Genomic DNA, 26,016 nt, shown 5'->3' with positions numbered 1-26,016 from the left:
AAATCTGGTGGAAATATGAATCCAATGTTAAACATTGCTATTCGTGCAGCACGAAAAGCAGGCAATATTATCGCAAAAGGTTACGAGCAAGCACCTCAAGATACCGAAGTGGCTCGTAAAGGCTCAAATGACTATGTAACTGAAATTGATAAAGCAGCAGAAGCTGCAATTATTGAGGTTATCCGTAAATCTTATCCTGATCACTCTATCGTTGCGGAAGAGTCAGGTATTGTTGAAGGTAAAGATAGCAGTGTGCAATGGGTGATTGATCCATTAGATGGCACCACTAACTTCGTAAAACGTTTACCGCATTTCTGTGTTTCTATCGCTGTTCGCGAGAATGGTCGCACAACAGTTGGCGTAGTTTACGATCCTATCCGTAATGAACTTTTCACTGGCGTGCGCGGTGAAGGGGCAAAATTAAATGAATTTCGTTTACGTGTTGATACAAGCCGTCGTGACTTAAACGGCACAGTGCTTGCAACAGGTTTCCCATTCAAAAATCCAAAATATCGCCCTGCACATTTAAATATGCTTGAAGGCTTAATGAACAATGGCGTGGCAGATTTCCGCCGTACAGGTTCAGCTGCGTTAGACTTAGTTTATGTAGCAGCAAACCGTGTCGATGGTTTCTTTGAAATCGGCTTAAAACCTTGGGATTGTGCCGCGGGTGAGCTTATCGCTCGTGAAGCAGGTGCAATCGTAACCAACTTTGTAGGTGGTACAGATTACTTAAAATCAGGCAACCTTGTTGTAGGTCAAGCTCGTGTTGTGAAAGAAATTTTAAGCACCATTCAACCTGTATTAACAGAAGATCTTAAATAAGTCAGATAAGCGGTCGAAAGCCGTTTCATCTTTACATTACGCCCAAATGGATTATCTTTTATGCAAAAATCATACCCTTTGCTCAGCCAAATCAACTCGCCTGAAGATTTGCGTTTGCTAAATAAAGATCAATTACAACCGCTTGCAGACGAATTGCGAGCCTATTTGCTTGAATGCGTAAGCCAATCAAGCGGTCATTTAGCGTCAGGGTTGGGCGTAGTTGAGTTGACTGTTGCCTTGCATTACGTCTACCAAACGCCGTTTGATCAGCTTATTTGGGATGTAGGGCATCAAGCCTATCCGCATAAAATCCTTACTGGGCGTCGTGATCAAATCAAAACCATCCGTCAAAAAGATGGTATCCATCCTTTTCCTTGGCGTGAAGAGAGCGTTTACGATGTATTAAGCGTGGGGCACTCCTCTACTTCCATTAGTGCGGGCTTGGGTATTGCGGTTGCAGCAGAAAAAGAGAATGTAGGGCGTAAAACCGTTTGTGTAATTGGTGATGGTGCAATTACCGCAGGAATGGCATTTGAAGCCTTAAACCATGCGGGTGCATTACATACTGATATGTTGGTTATCCTAAACGATAACGAAATGTCGATTTCCGAAAACGTGGGGGCATTAAACAACCACCTCGCACGCATTTTTTCAGGTTCGCTTTACACTACCATGCGTGATGGCAGTAAGAAAATTCTGGATAAAGTGCCGACCATTAAAAACTTTATGAAGAAAAGCGAAGAGCATATGAAAGGCGTGATTTTCTCGCCTGAAAGTACGCTTTTCGAAGAGCTTGGCTTCAACTATATTGGTCCGATTGACGGGCATAACATTGATGACTTGGTGAAAACGCTGGAAAATATGCGTGACCTAAAAGGCCCGCAATTCTTGCACATTCGCACTAAAAAAGGCAAAGGTTATCAGCCTGCAGAAAACGACCCAATCGGTTTCCATGGCGTGCCAAAATTCGATCCTGAAAGCGGAAAATTACCAAAAACCAAAACCATTCCAACCTATTCAGATATTTTTGGCAACTGGTTATGCGAAATAGCGATACAAGATCCTAAGCTGATCGGCATTACCCCTGCTATGCGTGAAGGTTCGGGAATGGTGGAGTTTTCCAAACGTTTCCCAGAGCAATATTTTGATGTGGCGATTGCAGAACAACACGCCGTAACCTTCGCAACAGGCTTAGCTATTGCAGGCTTTAAACCTGTGGTGGCAATTTACTCTAGCTTCTTGCAACGTGCTTACGATCAGTTAATTCACGATGTGGCAATTCAAAATCTTCCTGTCATTTTTGCAATTGACCGTGCGGGTATTGTGGGGGCAGACGGACAAACCCATCAAGGAGCGTTCGACTTAAGCTTTATGCGTTGCATTCCAAATATGACGATTATGACACCATCAGACGAAAATGAAATGCGCCAGATGTTATTCACGGCTTATTCAATGAATACGCCAACAGCAGTACGCTATCCTCGAGGCAATGCACAAGGTGTAGAGTTACAACCAATGCAAGTGTTGGAAGTGGGTAAAGGTCGCCTTATTCGAAAAGGTAAAAAAGTCGCGATTTTAAACTTCGGCACGATGTTGCACGAAGCACAAATCGTTGCAGAACGTAACAACTACACCCTTGCTGATATGCGTTTTGTTAAGCCTATTGATGGTGAGCTAATTAAACAACTCGCAGATTCGCACGATTTATTGGTAACCCTTGAAGAAAATGCTATTCAAGGGGGAGCAGGCAGTGCCGTGAATGAATATTTGCAATCGATCAACAAAATTAAACCGCTTGCAATGCTCGGCATTCCAGACCATTTCATCCCACAAGCAACACAACCAGAAGCTTACGCAGAAATTGGGTTAAATGCGGAAGGGATTGAGCAGAAGATCCTAGCATTGTTGCATTAGTTTACTATCCAAAACACTCATTTTATGAAACCATTAAGCTCGTTGAGCTAACAAAAAAGGCATCAATTTGATGCCTTTATGTTATCTGTTTGTTTATTACAAAATCTCTTTCGCTTTCGCTACTACATTTTCAACGGTGAAACCGAAAAGTTTGAATAATTCGCCTGCTGGTGCTGATTCACCGAAGCTATTCATCCCTACGATACGACCTTCAAAGCCTACATATTTATACCAGAAGTCAGACAATTGTGCTTCAATTGCAACACGTTTAGTCACTGCACGAGGTAATACTGATTCACGGTAAGCCTCATCTTGCTTATCAAACACGTTGGTGCTTGGCATTGAAACCACACGCACTTTTTTGCCTTCAGCTTCTAGCACTTCTGCTACTTTCATCGCTAATTCCACTTCAGAACCTGTTGCGATTAAGATTAAATCTGGCGTACCTGCTGAGTCTTTTAACACATAACCACCACGTGCTACATTCGCTAATTGCTCTGCTGTGCGATTTTGTTGTTGAAGATTTTGACGTGTGAAGATTAACGCACTTGGACCATCTTGACGTTCAACGGCCGCTTTCCACGCAATTGCAGATTCTACTTGGTCAGCTGGGCGCCACGTTTCAAGATTTGGAATGTAGCGTAATGCGGCAGTCTGCTCAACTGGTTGGTGAGTTGGACCATCTTCACCTAAACCGATTGAGTCGTGCGTATAAACGAATAACACACGTTGTTTCATTAATGCTGCCATACGCACTGCATTGTGGGCGTATTCGTAGAACATCAAGAAGGTTGCACCATAAGGAATAAAGCCGCCGTGTAAAGCGATACCATTCATAATCGCTGACATACCAAATTCACGTACGCCGTAGTTGATATAGTTACCATCTATGTTGTGATCTGCGCGAATTGGTTTAGAGCCAGACCATAAAGTCAAGTTTGAGCTAGCTAAATCTGCAGAACCACCTAAAAATTCTGGTAATACGTGAGCGTAGGCTTCAATCGCATTTTGTGATGCTTTACGGCTTGCAATATTCGCAGGATTTGCCTGTAATTTTTCGATAAATGCTTTGCTTTCTGCTTCCCAATTTGCTGGTAATTCACCGCTCATACGGCGTTTAAACTCTGCTGCTAATTCTGGGTAAGCGGTTGAATATGCTGCAAATTTTGCATCCCAAGATTGTTCTTCTGCTGCACCTTTTACTTTTGCATCCCACTCTACATAAATTTCAGATGGAATGACAAATGGTTCATCTTTCCAGTTTAAGAATTCACGAGCAGCCTTAATTTCTGCTTCGCCTAATGGTGCACCGTGGCAGTCGTGAGAATTACATTTATTTGGTGAGCCATAACCGATAATCGTTTTGCAGATAATTAAGGTTGGACGCTCTTTTTCTGCTTGTGCATTTTCAATTGCAAATTTGATTTGCTCAGGATCGTGACCATCCACATTGCGGATCACTTGCCAGCCATAAGATTCAAAGCGTTGTGCGGTATCATCCGTAAACCAACCATCAACGTGACCATCAATTGAGATGTTGTTGTCATCATAGAACGCAATCAATTTACCTAAACCAAGCGTACCTGCTAATGAACATGCTTCATGAGAAATACCTTCCATTAAGCAGCCATCGCCTAAAAATGCGTAAGTATAGTGATTCACAATTTCGTGACCTTCACGGTTAAATTGTGCTGCTAAAGTTTTCTCTGCAATCGCCATACCAACCGCATTGGTAATCCCTTGACCAAGCGGACCTGTTGTCGTTTCAATACCTGGTGCATAACCATATTCTGGGTGACCTGGCGTTTTTGAGTGTAATTGACGGAATTGTTTTAAATCTTCAATAGAAAGATCGTAGCCTGTTAAATGTAAAAGGCTATAAATTAACATCGAACCATGACCATTCGACAGCACAAAGCGATCGCGATCTGCCCATTTTGGATTATTTGGGTTATGTTTTAAAAAATCACGCCATAATACTTCTGCAATATCTGCCATACCCATTGGAGCACCAGGGTGACCAGAATTTGCTTTTTGGACGGCGTCCATACTTAATACACGAATCGCATTTGCTAAAACTTTACGCTCAGCCATCGTCATTCTCCCATTCATTTTGATTAAATTAAGATTATTTTTGATTGTTTGTGATTGTAATCAAGTTTATTTCAAAACTCAAAAAAATCATCTGCTTTTTGTGATCTAGTTCACATAAATTCTGCATTAAATTAGCGGTTGATCTTCGCTCAACTTTCACTTAGAATACGCACTCTTTTAGGCGTTAGGCATAAGCTTAACATATTATCAATCACATATGGTACTTATCAGCGGTTCAATTGAAATAATAGTTGAAACAAGATAAGCAGCGATATGGCTTCTTATGAGGTTCTCCAATGAAACAAGGTATTCACCCAGAATATACTGAAATTACTGCAACATGTTCATGCGGTAACGTAATCAAAACTCACTCAACAGTGGGTAAAAACTTAAACTTAGACGTATGTGGCAACTGCCACCCGTTCTACACTGGTAAACAACGTGTTGTTGATACTGGTGGTCGTGTTGAACGCTTCAACAAACGTTTCAGCATTCCAAGTACAAAATAATCTATTTTGTAAAAAGAACCTCGCATTTGCGAGGTTTTTATTTATATCATATAACTATATTTTTTCTATTTCACATACTATGAATATAACTTTTAATTGTGATGAAAATTATTCCCCATATCTTTCTGTTTTAATAAAAAATATTTTAGATAAAAGAAGTTCATTATATTCAATTAACTTTTATGTATTAGATCTAGGTATTTCAGAGGAAAGTAAGAATTATATTTCAGAACTTGTAAATAAAAATAATTCAAAAATAAAATTTATTTCCGTAGATCAAAGCGATTTCGATGTTTTCCCTCAAACAATTGAATACATTTCTAAATCTAGTTACGCTAGGCTAAAAATTGCTGATTATCTTCAAGGTGTAGATAAAACCATCTATCTTGATATTGACATAATAGTTAATGATGACTTAAGAAGTTTATGGAATACAGGGCTGAAAAATCAATCTATCGCTGCTTGTGTAGATCCTTTTATTGAAATAAATAATAACAATTATAAAAAGCTTATAGGTTTGTCAAATAGTAATTTATATTTTAATGCAGGCATTATAATTTTCGATTTGGATAAATGCCGAAAAGAAAATATGTTTCAATTGTGTCTTAAATGGATAAATCAACATAAAAATTTTACTTATCAGGATCAAGATATTTTAAATGGAGTTTTCGAGGGGAAAGTCATGTATCTAAACTCTAGGTTTAATTTTACAGTTAATCATAGAAGTAGAATAAAAGAAAATCAAAAGAGTAAGATTACACTAAAAGATTATGAATTATGTGAGTTTCCTATTTGTATATACCATCATACAGGTCCAATAAAGCCTTGGCATTCAGAATCTCAAAATAATAAGTCTGAACACTTTTACAAAACTTGGAATAGTTTAGAGCATAAACCTAAGCATTGGTATGTTGAAAGTGTTACTTTCTTTAAAATCTTAAAAAGAAAATTTAAAGAAACTAAAGATAAAATCATTTACAAAATATATTAATTAAAGTTATGGATTTAAATTCAAAAATACTTATTATTAATCTAAAAAAATCCAAAGAAAGACATTCTTTTATAATCAGCCAATTTAATGCTCTTTCTTAGGAGATTATACATCCATTTTTAAAGCTATATATGGAATAGAAGAACCAAATCATCCATTGTTTTCTAAATATAACGATGAAAAACGTATGAATAGAAAAGGGAATTCAATGTACTTACTCATGTTTGGGGGCTAGTAACTTCTTGCTTTGGAAAAAATGTGTTGAGTTAAATAAAAATATAATCATCTTAGAAGATGATACTATTCTTTAGAAAAATCTTGTTAAAAGCTATGAGTATTTACTATCTAAAGATAACCTCAATAAATTTATTTATAATATAAAATTGAAATTAGGTATATAAATGTCAATTAAATCTTTTCTGAGAACATTAAGACTAAAAATTGGTAAGCAAATTCTTGATAAAAAAACACCGCTTGCCAGTATTATATTCCCCCCTAAGAGTATTCTATTTTTACGCCATGATGGCAAGATTGGTGACTATGTCGTGAGTTCTTTTGTCTTCAGGGAAATCAAAAAACAAGCTCCTAATACCAAAATTGGCGTAGTTTGTTCTAAAAAGAATGCTTATCTTTTTGAACAAAATCCTTATATTGATCAACTTTATTTTGTTAAAACAAAAGATATTAGAGATTATATTCGCTGCGGTAAAATATTAGCTAAAGAGCAATATGATGTTTTAATTGATCCAACAGTAACACTTCGTAACAGAGATTTACTCTTTTTACGTACAATCAATGCAAAAAATTACATTGGTTATCAAAAAGAAAATTACAAATTATTTAACTTAAGTATTCCAGCTCAAGGTGTGCATTTTTCAGAGATTTATAAACAGGCTCTTGAACGGATAGGATTCAAACAAGTTTCAACTGCTTACGATATTCCATTTACAGACAAAGCAAAAAAAAATATTCAATATTTCTTAGTTAAAAATAATTTATCGAACTATGTTACAGTTAATTTCTTTGGGGCAAGTTCTTCTCGCAGCTTTAATAACAAAGCAATGAAATCATTGTTAGATAATCTAACAAGTAATACTATGAATATAGTATTACTTACCTTTCCTGAAGTAACACAAAAATTGAAAGCTCTAGCAAAAGAATACCAGAATATTTTTGTTTATGAGAAAACAGAAACCGTTTTTGATACGATTGAATTAATTAGAAATGCAAAATGCGTTATTTCACCTGATACTGCAATTGTGCATATTGCATCCGGCTTTAATAAACCACTTATTGCATTTTATAGCCAAGATGAAGAAAACTTTAATCATTGGCAACCAAATAATTTAGCACTAACACATATTTTACGATTTAATAAAAGTGTGAATGAATTAGATTTTTCTCAAATAAAATCAGAATGGTTGTGTGAATAATGGACTTCCAATCCCTAAAACTCTTTCTCGACCTCACTCAAACCCGCAGTTTTATCCGCACCGCGGAAAAAAACTATATGAGTGCTTCAACTCTTACACGCCATATTCAGCGAATGGAAGAGGAGATAGAGCAACCGCTTTTGGTAAGAGATAACCGCCAAGTGCATCTTACAGAAGCGGGCGAAAAATTCTTAGAATTTGCAAAACAGAGCTGGGCGGATTGGCAAGCGATGAAAAATGCCCTTTCGCCTCATCAAGGAGAATTAGAAGGCGAGTTACAACTTTTCTGCTCGGTAACAGCCGCTTATAGCCATTTGCCAAGCATTTTGGAAAAATTCCGCCAGCGTTACCCTAAGGTTGAAATTAAGCTGATTACGGGCGACCCAGCTCACGCAGTTAGTTCCGTTCATTCATTACAAGCTGATATTTCCCTTGCAGGTAAGCCAAACAACTTACCGAATAATATTGAATTTCAGCATATTGATGACATCACACTTTCGTTGATTATTCCTCGCGTGGCTTGCGCTGCAACACAATTGCTTCAGCAAAACCCGATTGATTGGCAAAATATGCCGTTTATCTTACCGCTTGAAGGCTCCGCACGTCAGCGTATTGAAGCGTGGTTTAAATCGCAGAAAATTAAAGAACCTAAAATTTATGCCACCGTTGCAGGACACGAAGCGATAGTCCCGATGGTGGCATTAGGTTGTGGCGTGGCATTATTGCCCGATGTGGTGATTAAGCATAGCCCCGTGGCAAATCAGGTTTCTTATCTCAACTTAAACAAGCCGATTGAGCCTTTCGAATTAGGCATTTGTGTACAAACAAAACGCTTACAAGAGCCGATTATTAAAGCATTTTGGGAATTATTTGCTCAAATTTAACCGCTTAAACGGTATTCTAAACAGAATACCGTTCTTTATTCAAACTCCAACTCAACAGCCCCTTCGCCAAGCAGAGTTCTCAAGCCTACTAACATTTCTTCTTTGGGAGTTACTCGCCATTCTACGCCGCCTTTTAGTAAGGCTCTGCCTTGTTCGCTTTGATAGTAGAAGTGCAGTGGTAATGTGCCTTCTTTATAAGGTTCGATGCAAGCGGTCAAATCCTTCACAAATTTTGCATCTAATTGTTCTTGATTAATTGCAAGGGCAAGGCTTTTGGCATTGTGCGTGCGAGCGTCATCGAGCGTCATAATTTCTCGAGCAGACATTTTTAATCCACCGCTAAAATCATCGAACTGCACTGAACCTGTTGCGATAATGATGCTCTCTTTCTCAATGAGATCCCCATAAGTTTCTAAGGCTTCAGAGAACAACGTAATATCTAACTTGCCTGAACGGTCTTCAATGGTCGCAATCCCAATGCGACTACCGCGTTTAGTCACTGCGATACGATACCCAACCACAATTCCTGCCACAGTTGCATTCTGCCCACGGAAAGTCGGTTGCAGTTCATTTAAGCGCACAGGCGCATAGTGAGCGAGCTCTTTGAGGAATCGCCCAATTGGATGCCCGCTCAAATACAAGCCTAATGTTGCCCGCTCACCATCTAAAATAGTTTGCTCGCTCCATTTTGGCGTATTAGCATAGGCATTTTGTACCTCTTCTGGCGTTTCAGTCAGCACACCAAACATATCGCTCTGCCCAAGCGCTTCCATTTTAGAATGTTGATCAGAAGCTTTAAGCGCATCTTCCAAGTTTTTCATTAAAGCTGCACGATGAGGACCGAGTTTATCCAAACTTCCCGACATTATCAGCGCATCAAAGGTGCGGCGGTTGATTTTTTTCAGATCCACCCGAGCAGTTAAATCAAACAGATCTTTGAAAATGCCATCTTGTTGGCGAGCAGATAAAATGGCATCAATCGGACCTTCGCCCACGCCCTTAATCGCGCCTAAACCGTAGACAATTTCGCCTTTTTCATTCACGGAAAAGCGGTGCTTACCGCTGTTAATATCAGGCGGTACAACAGTTAAGCCCATATTCATACATTCATCGTATAAGCCTACGATTTTATCGGTATTATCCATCTCTGAAGACATTACCGCTGCCATAAATTCAGCAGGGAAGTGGGCTTTAAGCCAGAGTGTTTGGTAAGAAACCAAAGCGTAGGCTGCCGAGTGTGATTTGTTAAAGCCATAGCCTGCGAATTTTTCCACAAGGTCGAAAATTTTCATCGCAAGATTACCATCAATGCCTTTATTGATTGCTCCCTTTTCGAAAATTTCACGCTGTGCCGCCATTTCTTCAGGCTTTTTCTTACCCATCGCACGACGTAATAAGTCCGCCCCACCGAGCGTATAGCCCGCCAGTTCTTGAGCAATCTGCATTACCTGTTCTTGGTAAACGATAACACCATAGGTCGGCTCTAAAATCGGTTTCAAGCATTCGTGCTGATATTGTGCATCAGGGTAAGAGACTTCCTCTTTGCCGTGCTTACGATCGATAAAGTTCTGCACCATTCCCGACTCCAACGGACCTGGGCGGAACAATGCCACCAACGCGATAATATCTTCAAAGCAATCGGGCTTGAGGCGAGAAATCAGATCTTTCATCCCACGAGACTCTAGCTGGAACACCGCCGTGGTTTTCGATTGCAGCAGCAAATCGAACGATTTTTTGTCATCCAGCGGAATGCTCTCAATCCGTACAGGTTCTTTACCTTCTGCCTCCATTCGAGCATTGATCATCTCCAATGCCCACTTAATAATGGTGAGCGTACGCAAGCCCAAGAAGTCAAATTTGACCAAGCCCGCATATTCCACATCGTTTTTGTCGAAGTGGGTTACAGGATGCATCCCTTCCGAGTCACAATAAAGCGGTGAAAAATCGGTAATCGCTGTTGGCGCAATTACCACCCCCCCTGCGTGTTTACCTGCATTTCGGGTCACACCTTCGAGTTTACGTGCCATATCTATCAGTGCTTTCACTTCTTCATCGCTATCGTAAAGCTCGGGTAATTTTGGCTCTGCGGCAAAAGCTTTTTCTAGCGTCATTCCTGGATCTGGTGGAATCAATTTAGAAATGCGATCCACAAAGCTATACGGATGCCCAAGCACACGCCCCACATCGCGGATTACCGCTTTTGCCGCCATTGTACCGAACGTGATGATCTGCGATACCGCTTGGCGACCGTAAGTATCCGCCACATGGTCAATCACGCGATCACGACCATCCATACAAAAATCCACGTCGAAGTCTGGCATCGAAACACGTTCAGGGTTTAAGAAACGCTCAAAGAGTAAATCAAATTCAAGCGGATCGAGGTCGGTAATTTTCAGTGCATACGCCACAAGCGAGCCCGCTCCAGAACCTCGTCCAGGTCCAACAGGAATGCCGTTTTCTTTCGACCACTGAATAAACTCCATCACGATCAAGAAGTAACCAGGGAAGCCCATTTGGTTGATTACATCCAGCTCAACTTGCAAACGTTCATCATAAACCGACCGCTTGCTTTTGCGTTCCTCTTCATCTGGGAATAAAAATTCAAGCCGTTCTTCCAAACCTTCACGCGATTTTTGCACCAAATAATCTTCGGTTGAAAGCTCGCCTGTTGGGAAATTCGGTAGGAAATATTCGCCCAAACGTACTGTGACCGAACAGCGTTTTGCAATTTCTACCGTATTCGCCAAAGCACTCGGAATGTCGGCAAATAGGCGACACATCTCTTCTTCGGCGCGGAAATATTGCTGTGCGGAATATTTTTTCGGGCGTTTCGGATCGTCTAACGTGTAGCTATCGTGAATAGCCACACGGATTTCGTGAGCCTCAAAATCGTCAGGTTTCAAGAACACCACATCATTGACCGCAACCAACGGAATGTTGTGCTGAGAGGCAAAAGGCACAGCCGCTTTAATGTAATTCTCTTCATCCGCTCGCCCCGTACGGCAGAGCGACAAATAGAAATGTTCGGGGAAATATTGTTGATAGAAAGCGGTCAGATTTTCTGCTTCTTTTGCATTTTCTTTGAGTAAAGCCTTGCCCACATCGCCCGATCGTCCACCAGAAAGGACGATAATGCCTTCGTTCAATTCAGTCAGCCATTCTTTTTCCACCACTGGCAGGTCTATATAACCTTGCTGATAGGCTTTGGAAAGGAGCATCGTGATGTTGTGATAGCCTGTGTTGTTTTTAGCAAGGAGGGTTAGCTCGTCCAACTCTTCACATTCAGGTGTAGCACGCACAAGAATATCCGCCCCGATAATCGGTTTTAAACCCGAACTGAGGGCTTCGCCATAGAATTTAACCAAGCCACAAAAGTTGGTGAAATCGGTAAGAGCCATCGCGACCATATTGTCTGCCACAGCGGTTTTAACCAGAGGTTTGACCTTCGCCAAGCCGTTGATCATTGAGAAATCACTGTGAACTTTGAGGTGAACGAAACGAGGGAGCATAAAAACCTTTAGAATATGAAATTAAGCTAAAAAGAATAATTGGAAATAAAAGAGTCGATTTTACTACGATTAAAACGCCATTTGTATTTAAAGTGATACAAATGGCGTTTTTTATTTTTAAATTTTTACAGGCTCAATAATCTCACTCGGATAACAGCCTAGCACTTTTAAGAAACTGGTTACTTCTTTTAAAGCTTCCAACGCTTTCTGCGTGTTTTCGTTATGCATATTGGTTTCAAGCTCAACATAGAACATCTCTTCCCACGGCTTACCGTATATTGGGCGAGATTCTAATTTCAGCATACGAATGCCGAATTGTTTAAATACCACTAACGCATCTACTAAAGCACCTGCTTGTTGAGTGGTCGTCATCAATAGTAGCGTTTTGGTTTGCACTTGCGGAGAGACTTTAACAGCCTCTTTTGCCACTACAATAAAGCGAGTGATGTTGTTCACTTGGTTGGCAATTTCCGATTTAATACTACTTAAACCATAAAGTTTACCGCCATCTTCATTGCCAATAGCTGCCACATTTGGTTTATTTAAGCGTGCGACCATCTGCATCGCGTGTGAGCTACTTTCGCAATATTTGATATGCACGCGATCAAGGCTTTGAATAAATTGGCTACATTGCTGAGCAGGTTGTGAGTGAGTATAAATGGTGTCAATTTCAGCTAAATCCACGTTGCCATTTGCCAACAAACAATGCTTGATTGGATAAGCCAATTCACCCACTAACGACAGTTCAGTATGTTGTAATAAATCGTAAACTTCGTTGATTGAACCTGAAGTCGTGTTTTCCAGCGGTAACACACCAAAATCCGCTTCGCCTTTTTCCACTTTGGCAAAAATCTCATCAAATGAGGCACAATTTAGTTCCACCAAATTACCTTGGTATTTCTTCACAAATTGGCGTGCAGCCATATTAGAATAAGAACCACGCATCCCTAAAAATGCAATGGAAAGTCTCTCTTCTTTTTGTTCATTCAATTTATTTTGTAGGTAATGTTGCTGCGTTAATACAGAATCTTCAATAATGCGTTGGAAAATTTGGGTCACATATTGTGGATCAAGCTGGTAATTTTCAGACTCAGCAAAATTGACTAACTCTTGCAAAAGTTCTTTCTCACGAACAACATCGCGAAGTGGCTTTTGCGTAATCTCTTTGCTACGCACCACATCAAACGCTAAGCGATGGCGTTCGGATAATAGCTTTAAAATATGGCGGTCAAGGCTGGTAATTTGTGTGCGGATATTGGTTAGGTCTAGGGACATAATTTGTTCTCAAAAATAAATAATAGCAAGATTATAACGATTTCAGCCTTAAAGGAAAGACAAGCGATTATTTTCTCTGAAAACGTTGCTAATCATCCTTAATCTCCACAAACTTCGCATCCAACACTTTCGCTAAATCTTGTGGGGCAAGTTCTACATCTAAACCACGTTTTCCGCCTGAAACAAACATCGTTGCAAATTGAGTGGCAGACTCATCAATTACGGTTGGTAAACGTTTTTTCTGACCAAGCGGGCTAATACCACCCAGCAAGTATCCCGTCGTTTTTTGAGCAACTTCTTTATCTGCCATTTCGACTTTTTTCACGCCCAATGCGTGAGCTGCTTTTTTTAAATTTAAAGTGCTTGAAACGGGCACAACCATCACAGCAAGCTTCTTCTGATCGCCATTTTCTGCCACTAACAACGTTTTAAACGTTTGATTTGCATCAATGCCTAATTTTTCGACCGCTTCTTGCCCAAAATTCGTGTTATTCGGATCGTGTTCGTATGGGTGTAGTTGGAAAGCAATTTTCTGTTTTTTCAAAAGATTTACCGCTGGTGTCATCACTCACTCCTTGAAATTAGGTTATAATTATGCTCTACGCACTTTAAATGCAAATAAGGAAGATAAAATGTCTCAAATTCATCTCGCCATTGCCGCTGATTTTACCCTAGCTGAAAAATTACTTGAAGCATTAGAAAAAAGTAATTTGACCTTTGATAAAGTTTCCGCGGTTGAAATCGAACCTTTTGGCGAAGAGCAAAACCTCCGTTTCGGCACGAAGGCCGTTGAACAATTTGAATTAGATAACCTCGATTGGTCGCAATTCACCCACGTGTTATTTGCTGCGCCAATGGCTCAAGCAGAAACCTTAGCAAAAGCCGCTCAAGCTGGCTGTATTATTCTCGATCTTTTCGGCATTACCTCGCTGATTGGTAATGTGCCTGTGATTGTGCCAAATGTGAATAATGAAGCCCTCATTAACCTTCGTGAACACAACATTGTGGCATTGGCGAACCCGCAAATTTCGCAATTAGTGCTCGCACTACAACCGATTTTAGACCAACAACTTAGCCAGATTTTCGTGACTTCACTTCTGCCATCAGCCTATTTTGGTGAAGAAAAAGTGAAAGAATTAGCAGGGCAAACCGCACGTTTATTAAACGGTATTCCGTTTGATGACAATGTGGAACGCATTGCCTTTGATGTTGTGCCTGCGAATGTGCAAGGCGAAGAAAAACGACTGCCATTCTCGCGTGTGTTTGAATTGCAACTTGCAAAAGTTTTGCCAAATTTAACCGCTTCAGTGACCTTCCATTCCGTGCAAGTGCCTGTGTTCTATGGCGTGTCGCAAATGGTTTCCGTCCAGTCTGAATATGAATTAGATGTGGAAGCATTAAGTGCCGATTGGGCAAATAATGCTTGGATTAATTTCAGCGAAAATGAAGTACAAACGCCGGTAAAAAATGGCGAAAATGAAGAGCAAAATGCGTTGCAAATCAGCCAGTTACTTGCAAAAGAGGAAAATGTCTTGCAGTTCTGGTCTGTTGCCGATGAACAAAAATTCAGCCTTGCATTTTTAGCGGTTGAATTATTGGCATTGGTGTTAGATTACTAATTGAGGCAAAGAGAATGCTAGAAAAATTATTCGCATTAAAAGAAAAAGGCAGTAATGCTAAAACTGAAGTGATTGCGGGGATTACCACTTTCTTCACAATGGTTTATATCGTGTTTGTGAATCCATCGATCTTAGGCATTGCGGGAATGGATACACAAGTGGTGTTCGTGACTACCTGTTTAATCGCCGCGTTCGGTACGATTGCAATGGGGGTATTCAGTAATCTTCCAATCGCACTTGCACCAGCGATGGGCTTAAATGCCTTTTTTGCTTTTGTAGTCGTGCAAAAATTGGGTTACTCGTGGCAAGTTGGGATGGGGGCAATTTTCTTAGGTTCAATCGGCTTATTCTTACTCACATTGCTTAAAATTCGCTACTGGTTTATGGCATCTATTCCGCACGGTTTGCGCGTTGGGATTGGTGCGGGTATCGGTTTGTTTATTGCCTTAATCGGCTTTAAAAATATGGGCATTGTTGTGCCGAATGCTGATACCTTAGTTGCTTTGGGCGATTTGCACGATCCAAAAGTCTTGTTAGGTGTGCTCGGCTTCTTTGTAATTGTGATTTTATCAGCAAAAGGCATTCATTCAGGCGTATTAATTTCCATCGCACTCATCACAGGGCTTGCCTTGATTTTCGATCCTGCAGTAGCTTTCCACGGTATTGTTTCTATGCCACCAAGTTTAGATTCTGTTGTTGGGCAAGTGGATGTTGCTGGTGCGTTTGATTTAGGTTTGCTTGGTATCATTTTCTCATTTTTACTTGTTAACCTTTTTGATAGCTCAGGCACGCTAATTGCAGTAACCACTAAAGCGGGTTTTGCAGATAAACAAGGGCGTTTTCCTCGTATGAAACAAGCCCTTTTTGTGGATAGCACCGCAGCAATGGCGGGCTCGTTAATGGGCACATCGGCGGTAAGTACTTACATTGAAAGCGGTTCAGGCGTATCAGTTGGTGGCCGCACAGGCTTAACGGCAGTTGTAGTTGGTGTGCTCTTCTTGCTGACCATTTTCTTCTCTCCACTGGCAAGTGTTGTGCCTGCTTATGCAACCGCAGGAGCGCTGGTGTTTGTGGGCATTTTAATGGCTTCAAGCCTGATTGAAGTGAAATGGGATGACTTAACTGAAGCCACCCCTGCATTCATCACTACCGCAATGATGCCGTTTACTTACTCCATCACAGAAGGCATTGCATTCGGCTTTATCAGCTATTGCGTGATGAAGGCTTGCACAGGCAGATTTAAAGAGATCAACCCTTCTGTTGCCGTGGTGTCGATCTTGTTTTTGATTAAATTTGTTTGGATTGGATAACCGATTTACTATCAATGTAATTTCTTCGCTAATTAAAACTGCCAAATCTCCCCTCCCCCTCTTTGCTAAAGAGGGGAGGGGAGATTTGGCAGAAGTGAATTAACCTCATATTTAATTAGACATAATATTAAATTATTTACTTGACTGAAAAAATTGAATTGCTAGAATTCTGGCATTCTTTTTTATAAAGAACTGTTCGGATGAAGGTAGCTGGAGAGAAATGAATTAACATTTCACCGACGAGGTAAAATCTTTCAGGTGCACATTGTGCGAGGACTGTTACTGGACGAACCCTTGGAGAGATCCAATCTGCAATGCAGAAAATGGACGCCGAAGGCGAAAATGCTTAATGCCCGTTAAGTGTGAAACGCTCAGGCAAAAGGACAGGGGAGAAAAGTTATTCCATAAACAAGCGGTCATTTTCTGCAAAACTTTTGCGAAAATCGCCCGCTTGCTTTCGCTTTTCTTTCCTTGTAAGCAAAATTTACGAGGAACATCAAATGTCAATTGACACTATTCTTAACCAAATTAGCAGTTTTATCTGGGGAGCACCGTTATTGATTTTGCTCTCTGGCGTAGGTGTTTATTTTACACTTAGCCTTAAGGGTATTCAAATTACGCAACTTTTCCGAGCGTTCGTCTATATGTTTAAGCCTGAAAAAGGACAAGGACAAACAGGCGATATTTCCGCATTTGCTGCACTTTCTACTGCATTAGCAGCAACCATCGGTACGGGGAACATCGTGGGCGTAGCAACGGCAATTTATTCTGGTGGACCTGGCGCATTGTTCTGGATGTGGCTGATTGCACTATTCGGAATGGCAACTAAATATGCAGAAGGTCTGCTTGCTATTAAATTCCGTGGTCGTGATCGCTCTGGTTTCATCGCAGGAGGCCCAATGTATTACATCGAAATGGGGATGGGCAAAAAGTGGAAATGGCTCGCAAAAGCATTCGCCTTCTTTGGTATTTTAGTAGCTTTGCTTGGCATCGGAACATTCCCGCAAGTGAACGGAATTACCCATGCATTACAATCCACTTTTGATATTCCTGTTGTACTTACAGCCGTTGTGCTTACGTTAATTGTTATCGCTATTGTATTTGGCGGCGTGAAACGCATCTCTAAAATCGCAAGCGTCGTGGTACCATTTATGGCGATTGCTTATGTGGCTGCGTCTGTGTGTGTGTTAGCACTTAATGCAGAAAAAATCCCAGAAGCCGTGAAGTTGATTGTTTATGCTGCATTTAATCCTGAAGCTGCTTTAGGTGGTGCATTTGGTTTTACCGTAATGCAAGCCATTCAATTGGGTGTTGCACGTGGTATTTTCTCAAATGAATCGGGTTTAGGTTCAGCACCCATTGCTGCGGCTGCGGCACAAACCAAAGAGCCTGTACGCCAAGGCTTAATTTCAATGACAGGAACATTTCTTGATACCATCATTGTGTGTACGATGACAGGGCTTGTAATTGTGATTACAGGGGCTTGGACACAAGGTGTACAAGGTGCAGAGCTGACCAATCTTGCCTTTAATCAAGGGGTAGAGAGCAACGTTGGTTCATTTATTGTGACTATCGGTTTAGTGTTCTTCGCATTCACAACTATTTTAGGTTGGTGCTATTACGGCGAGCGTTGCTTTGTTTACTTAACAAAAGGTCGCACTAAAGGGATTAAATTCTACCGCTTGTTATTTGTGGTGTTAATTGCTTCTGCTCCATTCTTGGAATTACAAACTATCTGGACAATTGCCGACATCGTAAATGGCTTAATGGCATTCCCGAACTTAATCGCCTTGATTGCATTGCGTAAAGTAATTATTAACGAAACAAAAGATTATTTTGCGAGATTGAAGGCGGGTAAGGTTGCTTAAAGCAGATGGCATAATGGCGATATTGTAGATAAAACAAAGTGCTTAAATCCTGACAATCTAGGGTTTAAGCACTTTTTCATTATTTCTCAAGTAAAATTCTCGCTGCTTCTACTACCGTAGCGACTGCCGCTTCTTCAGTTGCTTTCATTGTAGCTTCATTTGGAATCTCTTGTTGTGTGCGATTTACAATTACGCCTGCAACCATCCCTGCACGTAAACCTAATGCTGAACACATTGTCAATAGCGTCGCTGATTCCATTTCATAGTTCATTACGTGTAAATCTTGCCACTCTTTGAGCGAGCCTCTAAATTGAGCACACACTTTGCCAGTATAGGTGTCGTATCGTTCTTGACCTGGATAGAATGTATCTGATGAGGCTGTAATCCCAACAAAGGTTTTCACGCCTCGTTTTTGGGCTGCTTGATAAAGTGCGGTCGTACATTCAAAGTCTGCCACTGCTGGGTAAGCAAGTGGTGCGAAGTGTTGGCTTGCACCATCTAAACGCACAGACCCAGTAGTAACCAATAAATTGCCTACTTCAATATGCGGTTGGATTGCCCCAGTTGTGCCCACACGCAAGAAGGTGCGGATACCAAGTTGAGCAAGCTCTTCAACACAGATTGAGGTGGATGGTCCACCAATCCCTGTTGAGCAAACCACAACAGCTTGGTTACCAATAAAACCTAACCACGAGTTAAATTCGCGATGGCTTGCCAAAAACTCTGGATTCGCTAATTGTTTGGCGATACGCTCGCTACGTGCAGGGTCACCCGGAATAATCGCGAGTGTCGCCCCTTTTAACATCGCTTTGGTTAAACCTAAATGGAAAACTTCAGACATTTTTTTCTCCTTTCCTTTGCCTTGTTTCGGTGAAGTTTAACAAATTATTTCATTAAACATTTTGAGGTAAAACAAGTTTTTAACCCAAAATAAACTGAAATTCTACCTCAAATTCCGTCTCATTCAGACGATACTCGTCTTTCAAATTCGGACCGCACGAATTAGAGCCAATTCCGCTCATTTTATGATCGACATTAAAAATCGTATAAGGCGATTTTACTAAATCATAGCAGTGTGTTTTGGCGGTTAATTCTTCCGCAGTATAAGGCGAAAGATTAAAGCTAAACGGCTGATCCGCCGTCGCATACAAGCGGTCGAATTTTACATATTCACAACCCAAATGGCTGCCGTTTTCTTGAGGTTTCACGTAATCAGTGTGATTCTGTTCTGCTGTTGTTCGATAAACACCTAATTTAGCAAGATGATGTTTATCAATGTAGCTTTCCAACTCACCATAACCAAAATATTCTGCTACACCAATGTTTTTTGATAAAGCAAAACGCAAACCAAAACGAGGTAAAAATGGCAAGTATGCAGGTCGCTGTGCATTAATTTTTACGGAAAATTGTCCATCTGCCAAAATCGTATAAACCAGATCAAGGGTTAAAATTCTGCCACGAGAAATTGACACGATTGCAGATGTTACTCGAATTTCTACCGCTTGTTCACTCACATTCACGACAGTTTCGTAAGCTCGCGTGTAAGCATTATCGTAACCTGCATTTTGCCACGCTGCACGAATTAAGCGGTCGTTATCAGTTGGTGCTCGCCAAATTTGAAAATCTAACGGCTGTTCAATCAATGACTCGCCAGCTTTCTCAATTTGGCTAAAAATCCCTTTCTGTTTATCGAAAAGATAACGATAATCTTCGTTGCGAATTTCAACAGTTAATGCCGTTTCATTCACTAAAAATGTCGTTTGCGTTGCCACAAGAGGCTGTTTTTTCAAGCTATTTTGTGGATACAAATTGATTTGGTCAAAGCCTAATTCGTGCTCCATCTCTAACAACTCTGTATCCCAATTCTGCGTGTAAGAGAGGTTGAGCAACCAATGCGAGCCATTATTTTCAGGCAAGGCAACCGGTAGAATCACGCTTTGATGTGGTTCACAATCGACCTCTAAAAATCCACCGCTTGTCGTGATGCCATTTTGCACAAATTCGTAATTTACGGTTAAAACATCCGCTAAATTGGTGAAGTCCAAGTAGTTATGCAGCACAATTTTGCCATCATCAAAACGAGCACGCACAGGGCGATTCACGTTTTTCACTTCCTTCAAATTGCTGTGTGGAATGCGATCAGGCGAAACCAAACCATCCATACAGAAATTGCCATCATGCGGAGTTTCACCAAAGTCGCCACCATAGCCAAACTGCCCGTTTTCACGATACGGAGCATGGTCGCACCACTCCCAAATAAAGCCACCACAAGATTGTGGATGACGGTGGAAAGTTTGCCAATAATCTTCCATATCACCGTTCGAATTGCCCATCGCATGGCTATATTCGCACAAAATAAACGGCTTCGCTTTTAGCGTTTCACAATAGCAGTCAATATCTTCAGTTGAACCATACATTTCGCTGTAAAAATCTAAATTGGACAGATCGTTTTGATACTCTGAATGTTGATAAATCGAGCTTTCATAATGCACCAAACGGCTCGGGTCATGTTGTTTAATCCACGTAGCCGCTGATTCAAAATTCTCGCCATAGCCCGATTCATTACCCAGCGACCAAATAATCACTGAGGTACGGTTTTTATCACGCTCTACGTTCGCTTGTTGGCGGTCTAAAATCGCTTTTTTAAACGCAGGATCACGAGCGAAATAGCTGAAATTATCAATTGTCTCTTGACGAATGCGAGCCGTTTCTAGATCGTTCTCATGGTTTAAAAAAATGCTCAGCTCAGGTGTTTTTACTGCTAACATTGAAGCTCCGTGCGATTCCACATCACCCTCGGCAATTACGTAAAAACCGTAACGGTCGCAAAGCTCAGTGAACCAAGGGGCATTCGGGTAGTGTGCAGTACGAATCGCATTGATATTATGCTGTTTCATTAGCTGTAAATCTTTCAACGCTTGTGCATAACTAATTGCATAGCCCGTTTTCGGATCGCTATCGTGACGGTTCACGCCTTTAAATTTAATCGGCTGGTTGTTGAAATAAAACACGCCATCTTTCACTTCCGCTTTTCTAAAGCCGATTTTTTGGACGATAACTTCATCTCCATCTCGTAAAATTAAGGTATAAAGCTGTGGATTTTCCGCATTCCATAATATCGGGTTATTAATTTGGAAATTTGCTACCACATCAGGCTCTTTTGTATCGAAATAATCATCCTTAGTAGATAAAGAAACAATTGAGCTAACCGACTCATTTATATCAGTTAGAATAAATTGACATTCACGCTGTCCATCAGGACTGCATAATTCAAATATCAATTCGCCCCCAGTAAGTTCATTATAAAATACTTCTATATCAAGCGTAACTTTATCTAAACTAGGGGAAAGCTCATATTTGATAAAAAGATCTTGAATATAATGAGAGCCACGCTCTAACAAATAGACATCTCGGAAAATTCCCGACATACGGAATTTATCTTGGTCTTCTAGATAGCTACCATCGCACCATTTCAACACCACTACGTGCAAGTGGTTTGTGCCTTGGGTGAGGAAATCGGTCACATCAAATTCGCTAGTGGAATGGCTAACTTGGCTGTAGCCGACAAATTGACGGTTCACATACAGGAACAGGCAGGAATCTACGCCTTCAAAATTGAGCAAATAACGGTTGCCGTTTGGCTCAAATTGGAAGGTGCGATGATACAGCCCACATGGATTTTGATGTGGCACAAAGGGCGGATCGAATGGGAACGGATAGTTGATATTGGTGTAGTGATGATGGTCAAAACCGTGATTTTGCCAATTTGATGGTACGGGGATTTTGTGCTCAAAGGCAGTATTCAAAAAATCCTCTGGCAAATCATGATAGCTTTCATAATAGTTAAAATCCCAGTCACCATTGAGAAGCGTAAAATAAGGCGATTGCTCGCGAGTATCAACGGTTTCTAGCGTTTGATGCGGAATAAAATAGGCGTGATGAGGCGTGGTGTTGATGTGAAGCGTGTTTGGGTCTTGGAAGTAATTAGGTAAAGCCATTTTTATCTCCATAAAAAATACTCTCTCCCCTTGTGAGAGAGACAGAAAAAATTTCGGGCCGAAATTTTTCAGAGAGAGAGGAACAAAAAATTTAGTACATAAACCGATAATAAACACTATGGTGATATGGCTCATTCGCTTGCGAAACCCCACCAAATGCAGCAAGCTCAGGGTGGTTTGGACTATCTGGGAAAAATTCTGGTTCTAACGCTACGCCCGCGTAATCTTCGCACACACCACTCTCGCCACGAGGTTGTCCTGCAAGCCAATTACCAGTATAAAGTTGCACGACTGGCATTGAGGTATCTAGTTGCAGTTTTAAATCTTCAACGCCTAAACAAGCGGTGAAATTTTGGTTTTCTTTTGCAATTAAAAAGGCGTGATCGTAACCTCGCACCGAACGTTGGTCTGTATCAGCAAGCAAATCTTCTTCAATTCGTTTGGCTTCTCGGAAATCAAAGCTAGTGTTTTCAACCGATTTTAATAAACCATTTGGGATGCCGTTCTCGCCCACAGGCAAATAGTGTGAAGCGTTGATTTGCAAGCTATGATGGCGAATAGTTGGGCTGTCGTCCAAGTTAAAATAGGCGTGATTGGTTAAACAAAGCGGGGTTGCTTGGTCGCTCACGGCATCAAAATCGACTTCCAGCTGATTATCGGTTAGGCGATAAGTCACCTTTGCGTTCACTTCCCCGCCAAAGCCTTCCTCACCATCGGCAAAAGTGTAGCCAAATTTTACCGCTTGTGGGCTCTGTTCTAGCACTTGCCATTCCACAAAACTTGCCCCTTTTTCCCCCCCGTGTAGATTATTTTCACCGTTATTTTTAGCGAGGAAATAAGTTTTACCATTGAGTTGATATTCCCCGTTTGCGATACGGTTGGCATAACGTCCAACAGTTGCACCAAAGTAGGCTGACTGCTCTGCCCAACGTTCTGGTGTAGTCGTCACTAACACTTCTCGATCACCTTTTGGGTGTTTGACAACGCAAGAGAGCCAAGAAGCCCCGAAATTAGAAAGGGTAATTTTGAGATGATTATTTTCGAGGGTGAAGGTTTTCATAGAGAACTCCTTTTTAAAGAATAAAGGCTGTATATACTAATTTCTCCGTAAATAAGTACTGTCAAATCTCCCCTCCCCCTCTTTGCTAAAGAGGGGAATTCTTTAGTAAAAATAGAGCTATAGCCTCATATACATTTAGTGGTATAGAAAGATAATCTAAAAATCTTCTAAGATTTCCCCCCTTCTTTAGCAAAGAGGGGGGAGGGGAGATTTGGCAGAAGAAAAAACGGAGAAATTATTTTATTTTAGTTTATGAAACCACTCTCACCCCATCACTCGCAGTGCAGAGGTAGAAGGTTTCTTTAATGCCTGTTTGTTTTTCGTAGTTATCTGCGATTAACTGGCGTAACGCCTCTACTTTCTCATTTGGCACAAGACAGACGATACAACCGCCGAAGCCACCGCCCGTCATACGTGCACCGCCATTTTTGCCAATCGCCACTTGAGCAAGCTCCACCAAGTAGTCAATTTCAGGAATGGTAATCTCAAAATCATCACGCATTGAGTCGTGAGATTCACCCATCAATTGACCGAGTTTCACCATATCATTCGCTTTTAAGGCTTGAACCGCATCAAGCACACGTTGATCTTCATAAACTACGTGTTTTGCACGTTTATAAGCCAATTCGCTTTCAGCTTTTAACTCATTTTCACGAGCGTGGAATTGCTCAGGTGATACGTCGCGTAAGGCTTTCACACCAAAGAATTTTGCTGCTTGTTCACACTCTTGGCGGCGGCTATTGTATTCACCTGTCACTAAATCGTGTTTTACATTGGAATTAATGATCGCAATGGAATAGCCTTGTGGCACAGGGGTTGGGGTAATCTCAAGGCTTCTGCAATCGATCATAATAAGGTGATCTTTTTGCCCTAATGCTGAGGTAAGTTGATCCATATTACCGCAATTCGCACCCACAAATTTATTCTCTGCTTTTTGTCCGATAAGCGCAATTTGAGCAAGCGAAAGCGGTAAGTCGCCTAATACTTGACAGGTTTTACCGATAGAAATCTCAAGTGCAGCAGAAGAACTTAACCCTGAAGACATCGGCACATCGCTGGCCATCACTAAATCCGCCCCTTGTTTAAATTCTGGGCATTGTTCTTGAATATATCTTACCACGCCACGCACGTAGTTTGCCCATTTATGTTCACTTTGGGTGAAATCTTGGCTTAAATCGAATTCATCTTGTTCGTTAATATCAATCGCATACACACGCCAAATGCTATCGTTGCGTTTTGCGAAGCTGACCGCCATTCCGTAGTTGATCGCACAAGGCATGACAAAGCCATCGTTGTAGTCGGTATGTTCGCCAATGATGTTTACGCGACCTGGTGCGAAAACGGTTTGTTCTGCGTTATAGCCATAATGCTCAGTGAATTTTTGTTGAGAAATTTGTTGTGGGGTCATTGGCTATCTCCTTATTTTTTATCTTTATAGTGAACACTATCGCTTACTGCATTTAAACGTTCAGCGGCTTGTTCTGGGGTTAAATCGCGTTGACTTTCCGCCATCATTTCATAACCTACCATAAATTTACGCACAGTGGCTGAACGTAAAAGCGGTGGATAGAAGTGGGCGTGCAATTGCCAGTGTCCATTTTCTTCGCCATTAAACGGAGCAAAGTGGAAGCCCATGGAATACGGAAAGCTGATGTTAAATAAGTTATCGTAACGCGTGGTTAATTTTTTCAACGCTAACGCTAAATCTTCACGTTCCGCTTGGTTTAAATCTTCAATTGATTTGAACTGTTTTGCTTTTGGTAATAGCAAGGTTTCAAACGGCCAAGCTGCCCAATAAGGCACTACTGCAATCCAATCTTCGGTTTCAGCGACAATACGTTCGCGTTTTTCTAATTCACGTTTCGCATAATCAACTAGCAATGGTGAGCCATATTTTTTGAAATATTCTGCTTGGCATTCATCTTCAATCGCAATTTCATTCGGTAGGAAATTACTTGCCCAAATTTGACCATGTGGATGAGGATTTGAACAGCCCATCATTGAGCCTTTGTTCTCAAAAATTTGCACCCATTGGTAGCGTTGTTTTAGCTCACGTGCTTGCTCTTGCCATACTTGGATCACTTGCTCAATTTCCAGCACGTTAAGTTGTGGTAAGGTTTTGCTATGGTCTGGAGAAAAACAGATCACACGGCTTTCACCTTGCGTATGCGAAATTTGGAACAGTGGATCATCGTTTTTCTCTGGTGCTGGCGTATCTGCAAGCAATGCTGAGAAATCGTTTTTGAACACGAACGGTTTAGTATATTGCGGATTTTGCTCACCTGTGATGCGTTTATTGCCAGGGCAGAGATAGCAAGTTGGATCGTAGCTTGGTTTATTATCTGCCACCACTTCTTCTTGCTGTCCTTGCCATGGACGTTTTGCTCGATGCGGAGAGACTAAGATCCATTGATTTTTTAATGGATTAAAACGACGATGCGGATGGTCGTTTAAGACAAATTGTTCACTCATAATCATATCTCTATTGAATTTAGTTGGAATTTTGGAGCGAGTATAGAAGATTTATGAAAAAAAATATGTGACGAACTTCACAATAAGCGATTAAATTTAGAGGAAAATTCACAAAATTGGTTATTTACGCTCCAATATATTTCATTTGTAGGGGAAAATTACATTTATCCCTACAATAAACACTTAACTATTCTACCTTAGTAAACTTTAACAACATCGCCTATGCGGGGTCAATAGTAGCTAAAGCCACGCTGG

At 40.9% G+C, this 26,016-nt stretch carries 19 protein-coding genes, 1 pseudogene and 1 riboswitch; of the genes and pseudogenes, 10 read left to right on the top strand and 10 right to left on the bottom strand.

Annotated elements, in window-relative coordinates:
• Nucleotides 1–15: 15 nt before the first annotated feature.
• Together suhB and dxs are read left to right on the top strand one after the other, a co-directional pair.
• Nucleotides 16–825 (top strand): inositol-1-monophosphatase, encoded by an 810-nt coding sequence (gene suhB, locus B0184_RS06490; protein WP_039851359.1) that lies wholly within the window; start codon nucleotides 16–18, stop codon nucleotides 823–825.
• A gap of 60 nt (nucleotides 826–885) precedes the next feature.
• Nucleotides 886–2,739 carry a 1-deoxy-D-xylulose-5-phosphate synthase gene (gene dxs, locus B0184_RS06485; protein ID WP_005708685.1) on the top strand — a complete coding sequence of 618 codons (1,854 nt, stop codon included), beginning with the start codon at nucleotides 886–888 and terminating at the stop codon, nucleotides 2,737–2,739.
• 96 nt (nucleotides 2,740–2,835) lie between these two features.
• Here dxs and tkt read toward each other — a convergent pair whose 3' ends face one another.
• Entirely contained in the window at nucleotides 2,836–4,833 is a 1,998-nt protein-coding gene (gene tkt, locus B0184_RS06480; protein WP_005708748.1) for a transketolase, read from the bottom strand.
• A 296-nt stretch (nucleotides 4,834–5,129) separates the two neighbouring features.
• On the opposite strand from tkt, the gene rpmE reads away from it, so the two are divergent.
• The 5 genes from rpmE to ilvY all read left to right on the top strand — a co-directional run bounded on the left by rpmE (nucleotide 5,130) and on the right by ilvY (nucleotide 8,650).
• Nucleotides 5,130–5,342 carry a 50S ribosomal protein L31 gene (rpmE, locus tag B0184_RS06475; RefSeq protein WP_005708849.1) on the top strand — a complete coding sequence of 71 codons (213 nt, stop codon included), beginning with the start codon at nucleotides 5,130–5,132 and terminating at the stop codon, nucleotides 5,340–5,342.
• Nucleotides 5,299–6,333 (top strand): glycosyltransferase family 8 protein, encoded by a 1,035-nt coding sequence (locus B0184_RS06470; RefSeq protein ID WP_157779385.1) that lies wholly within the window; start codon nucleotides 5,299–5,301, stop codon nucleotides 6,331–6,333. Before rpmE ends, B0184_RS06470 begins: the two co-directional genes overlap by 44 nt.
• Before the next feature lie 224 nt (nucleotides 6,334–6,557).
• Nucleotides 6,558–6,644 carry a glycosyltransferase family 25 protein gene (locus tag B0184_RS10875; RefSeq protein ID WP_425268600.1) on the top strand — a complete coding sequence of 29 codons (87 nt, stop codon included), beginning with the start codon at nucleotides 6,558–6,560 and terminating at the stop codon, nucleotides 6,642–6,644.
• A gap of 90 nt (nucleotides 6,645–6,734) precedes the next feature.
• Nucleotides 6,735–7,766: a glycosyltransferase family 9 protein gene (locus B0184_RS06460; RefSeq protein WP_005708838.1), complete on the top strand. Its 1,032-nt coding sequence runs from the start codon at nucleotides 6,735–6,737 to the stop codon at nucleotides 7,764–7,766.
• Nucleotides 7,766–8,650 (top strand): HTH-type transcriptional activator IlvY, encoded by an 885-nt coding sequence (gene ilvY / locus B0184_RS06455; RefSeq protein WP_005708873.1) that lies wholly within the window; start codon nucleotides 7,766–7,768, stop codon nucleotides 8,648–8,650. Before B0184_RS06460 ends, ilvY begins: the two co-directional genes overlap by 1 nt.
• 35 nt (nucleotides 8,651–8,685) lie before the next feature.
• Here the strand turns inward: ilvY and dnaE are convergent, their stop codons facing one another.
• From dnaE to ybaK, 3 genes are all read right to left on the bottom strand, one after another.
• On the bottom strand, nucleotides 8,686–12,159 hold the full coding sequence (gene dnaE, locus B0184_RS06450; RefSeq protein ID WP_005708801.1) for a DNA polymerase III subunit alpha: 3,474 nt from the start codon (nucleotides 12,157–12,159) through the stop codon (nucleotides 8,686–8,688).
• A 117-nt stretch (nucleotides 12,160–12,276) separates the two neighbouring features.
• On the bottom strand, nucleotides 12,277–13,434 hold the full coding sequence (locus tag B0184_RS06445) for a chorismate mutase (RefSeq protein ID WP_005708908.1): 1,158 nt from the start codon (nucleotides 13,432–13,434) through the stop codon (nucleotides 12,277–12,279).
• Nucleotides 13,435–13,522: 88 nt separating this feature from the next.
• Complete coding sequence (gene ybaK, locus B0184_RS06440) at nucleotides 13,523–13,999, bottom strand: Cys-tRNA(Pro)/Cys-tRNA(Cys) deacylase YbaK (RefSeq protein WP_005708691.1); 477 nt, start codon at nucleotides 13,997–13,999, stop codon at nucleotides 13,523–13,525.
• 67 nt (nucleotides 14,000–14,066) lie between these two features.
• Here ybaK and B0184_RS06435 point away from each other — a divergent pair, with 67 nt between their 5' ends.
• From B0184_RS06435 to B0184_RS06425, 3 genes are all read left to right on the top strand, one after another.
• A complete protein-coding gene (locus tag B0184_RS06435; RefSeq protein WP_005708760.1) occupies nucleotides 14,067–15,053 on the top strand; it encodes an oxidoreductase in 987 nt (328 codons plus the stop codon).
• Nucleotides 15,054–15,067: 14 nt separating this feature from the next.
• Complete coding sequence (locus B0184_RS06430) at nucleotides 15,068–16,363, top strand: NCS2 family permease (protein WP_005708878.1); 1,296 nt, start codon at nucleotides 15,068–15,070, stop codon at nucleotides 16,361–16,363.
• A gap of 284 nt (nucleotides 16,364–16,647) precedes the next feature.
• A riboswitch (glycine riboswitch) is annotated at nucleotides 16,648–16,760 on the top strand.
• Nucleotides 16,761–16,863: 103 nt separating this feature from the next.
• Nucleotides 16,864–18,231 carry an alanine/glycine:cation symporter family protein gene (locus tag B0184_RS06425; RefSeq protein ID WP_005708738.1) on the top strand — a complete coding sequence of 456 codons (1,368 nt, stop codon included), beginning with the start codon at nucleotides 16,864–16,866 and terminating at the stop codon, nucleotides 18,229–18,231.
• Between the two features lie 79 nt (nucleotides 18,232–18,310).
• Here the strand turns inward: B0184_RS06425 and udp are convergent, their stop codons facing one another.
• From udp to galT, 6 genes and pseudogenes are all read right to left on the bottom strand, one after another.
• Nucleotides 18,311–19,072: a uridine phosphorylase gene (udp, locus tag B0184_RS06420; RefSeq protein ID WP_005708853.1), complete on the bottom strand. Its 762-nt coding sequence runs from the start codon at nucleotides 19,070–19,072 to the stop codon at nucleotides 18,311–18,313.
• 79 nt (nucleotides 19,073–19,151) lie between these two features.
• Nucleotides 19,152–21,593 carry a glycoside hydrolase family 2 TIM barrel-domain containing protein gene (locus B0184_RS06415; protein ID WP_416036919.1) on the bottom strand — a complete coding sequence of 814 codons (2,442 nt, stop codon included), beginning with the start codon at nucleotides 21,591–21,593 and terminating at the stop codon, nucleotides 19,152–19,154.
• Nucleotides 21,572–22,229: pseudogene (locus B0184_RS10870) on the bottom strand (sugar-binding domain-containing protein); the annotation flags it as partial. The pseudogene B0184_RS10870 and the gene B0184_RS06415, both read right to left, overlap by 22 nt.
• A 91-nt stretch (nucleotides 22,230–22,320) precedes the next feature.
• Complete coding sequence (locus tag B0184_RS06410; protein WP_005708902.1) at nucleotides 22,321–23,289, bottom strand: galactose-1-epimerase; 969 nt, start codon at nucleotides 23,287–23,289, stop codon at nucleotides 22,321–22,323.
• Between the two features lie 250 nt (nucleotides 23,290–23,539).
• Nucleotides 23,540–24,697 (bottom strand): galactokinase, encoded by a 1,158-nt coding sequence (galK, locus tag B0184_RS06405; protein WP_005708804.1) that lies wholly within the window; start codon nucleotides 24,695–24,697, stop codon nucleotides 23,540–23,542.
• Between the two features lie 11 nt (nucleotides 24,698–24,708).
• Nucleotides 24,709–25,761 carry a galactose-1-phosphate uridylyltransferase gene (galT, locus tag B0184_RS06400; protein ID WP_039851363.1) on the bottom strand — a complete coding sequence of 351 codons (1,053 nt, stop codon included), beginning with the start codon at nucleotides 25,759–25,761 and terminating at the stop codon, nucleotides 24,709–24,711.
• Between the last annotated feature and the right edge of the window lie 255 nt (nucleotides 25,762–26,016).

Source organism: Haemophilus paraphrohaemolyticus, assembly GCF_002015045.1.
In the GTDB taxonomy this organism is placed as follows: Bacteria; Pseudomonadota; Gammaproteobacteria; order Enterobacterales; family Pasteurellaceae; genus Haemophilus_A; species Haemophilus_A paraphrohaemolyticus.
This window is presented reverse-complemented; position numbering and strand designations above follow the sequence as displayed.

Coding starts and splice junctions, on each gene's coding strand:
- B0184_RS06430 (WP_005708878.1), top strand. CDS start 15,068: ATGCTAGAAAAATTATTCGCATTAAAAGAAAAAGGCAGTAATGCTAAA.
- dnaE (WP_005708801.1), bottom strand. CDS start 12,159: ATGCTCCCTCGTTTCGTTCACCTCAAAGTTCACAGTGATTTCTCAATG.
- ilvY (WP_005708873.1), top strand. CDS start 7,766: ATGGACTTCCAATCCCTAAAACTCTTTCTCGACCTCACTCAAACCCGC.
- udp (WP_005708853.1), bottom strand. CDS start 19,072: ATGTCTGAAGTTTTCCATTTAGGTTTAACCAAAGCGATGTTAAAAGGG.
- B0184_RS06435 (WP_005708760.1), top strand. CDS start 14,067: ATGTCTCAAATTCATCTCGCCATTGCCGCTGATTTTACCCTAGCTGAA.
- suhB (WP_039851359.1), top strand. CDS start 16: ATGAATCCAATGTTAAACATTGCTATTCGTGCAGCACGAAAAGCAGGC.
- ybaK (WP_005708691.1), bottom strand. CDS start 13,999: ATGACACCAGCGGTAAATCTTTTGAAAAAACAGAAAATTGCTTTCCAA.
- galK (WP_005708804.1), bottom strand. CDS start 24,697: ATGACCCCACAACAAATTTCTCAACAAAAATTCACTGAGCATTATGGC.
- B0184_RS06425 (WP_005708738.1), top strand. CDS start 16,864: ATGTCAATTGACACTATTCTTAACCAAATTAGCAGTTTTATCTGGGGA.
- rpmE (WP_005708849.1), top strand. CDS start 5,130: ATGAAACAAGGTATTCACCCAGAATATACTGAAATTACTGCAACATGT.
- B0184_RS06410 (WP_005708902.1), bottom strand. CDS start 23,289: ATGAAAACCTTCACCCTCGAAAATAATCATCTCAAAATTACCCTTTCT.
- B0184_RS06460 (WP_005708838.1), top strand. CDS start 6,735: ATGTCAATTAAATCTTTTCTGAGAACATTAAGACTAAAAATTGGTAAG.
- dxs (WP_005708685.1), top strand. CDS start 886: ATGCAAAAATCATACCCTTTGCTCAGCCAAATCAACTCGCCTGAAGAT.
- B0184_RS06445 (WP_005708908.1), bottom strand. CDS start 13,434: ATGTCCCTAGACCTAACCAATATCCGCACACAAATTACCAGCCTTGAC.
- tkt (WP_005708748.1), bottom strand. CDS start 4,833: ATGGCTGAGCGTAAAGTTTTAGCAAATGCGATTCGTGTATTAAGTATG.
- galT (WP_039851363.1), bottom strand. CDS start 25,761: ATGAGTGAACAATTTGTCTTAAACGACCATCCGCATCGTCGTTTTAAT.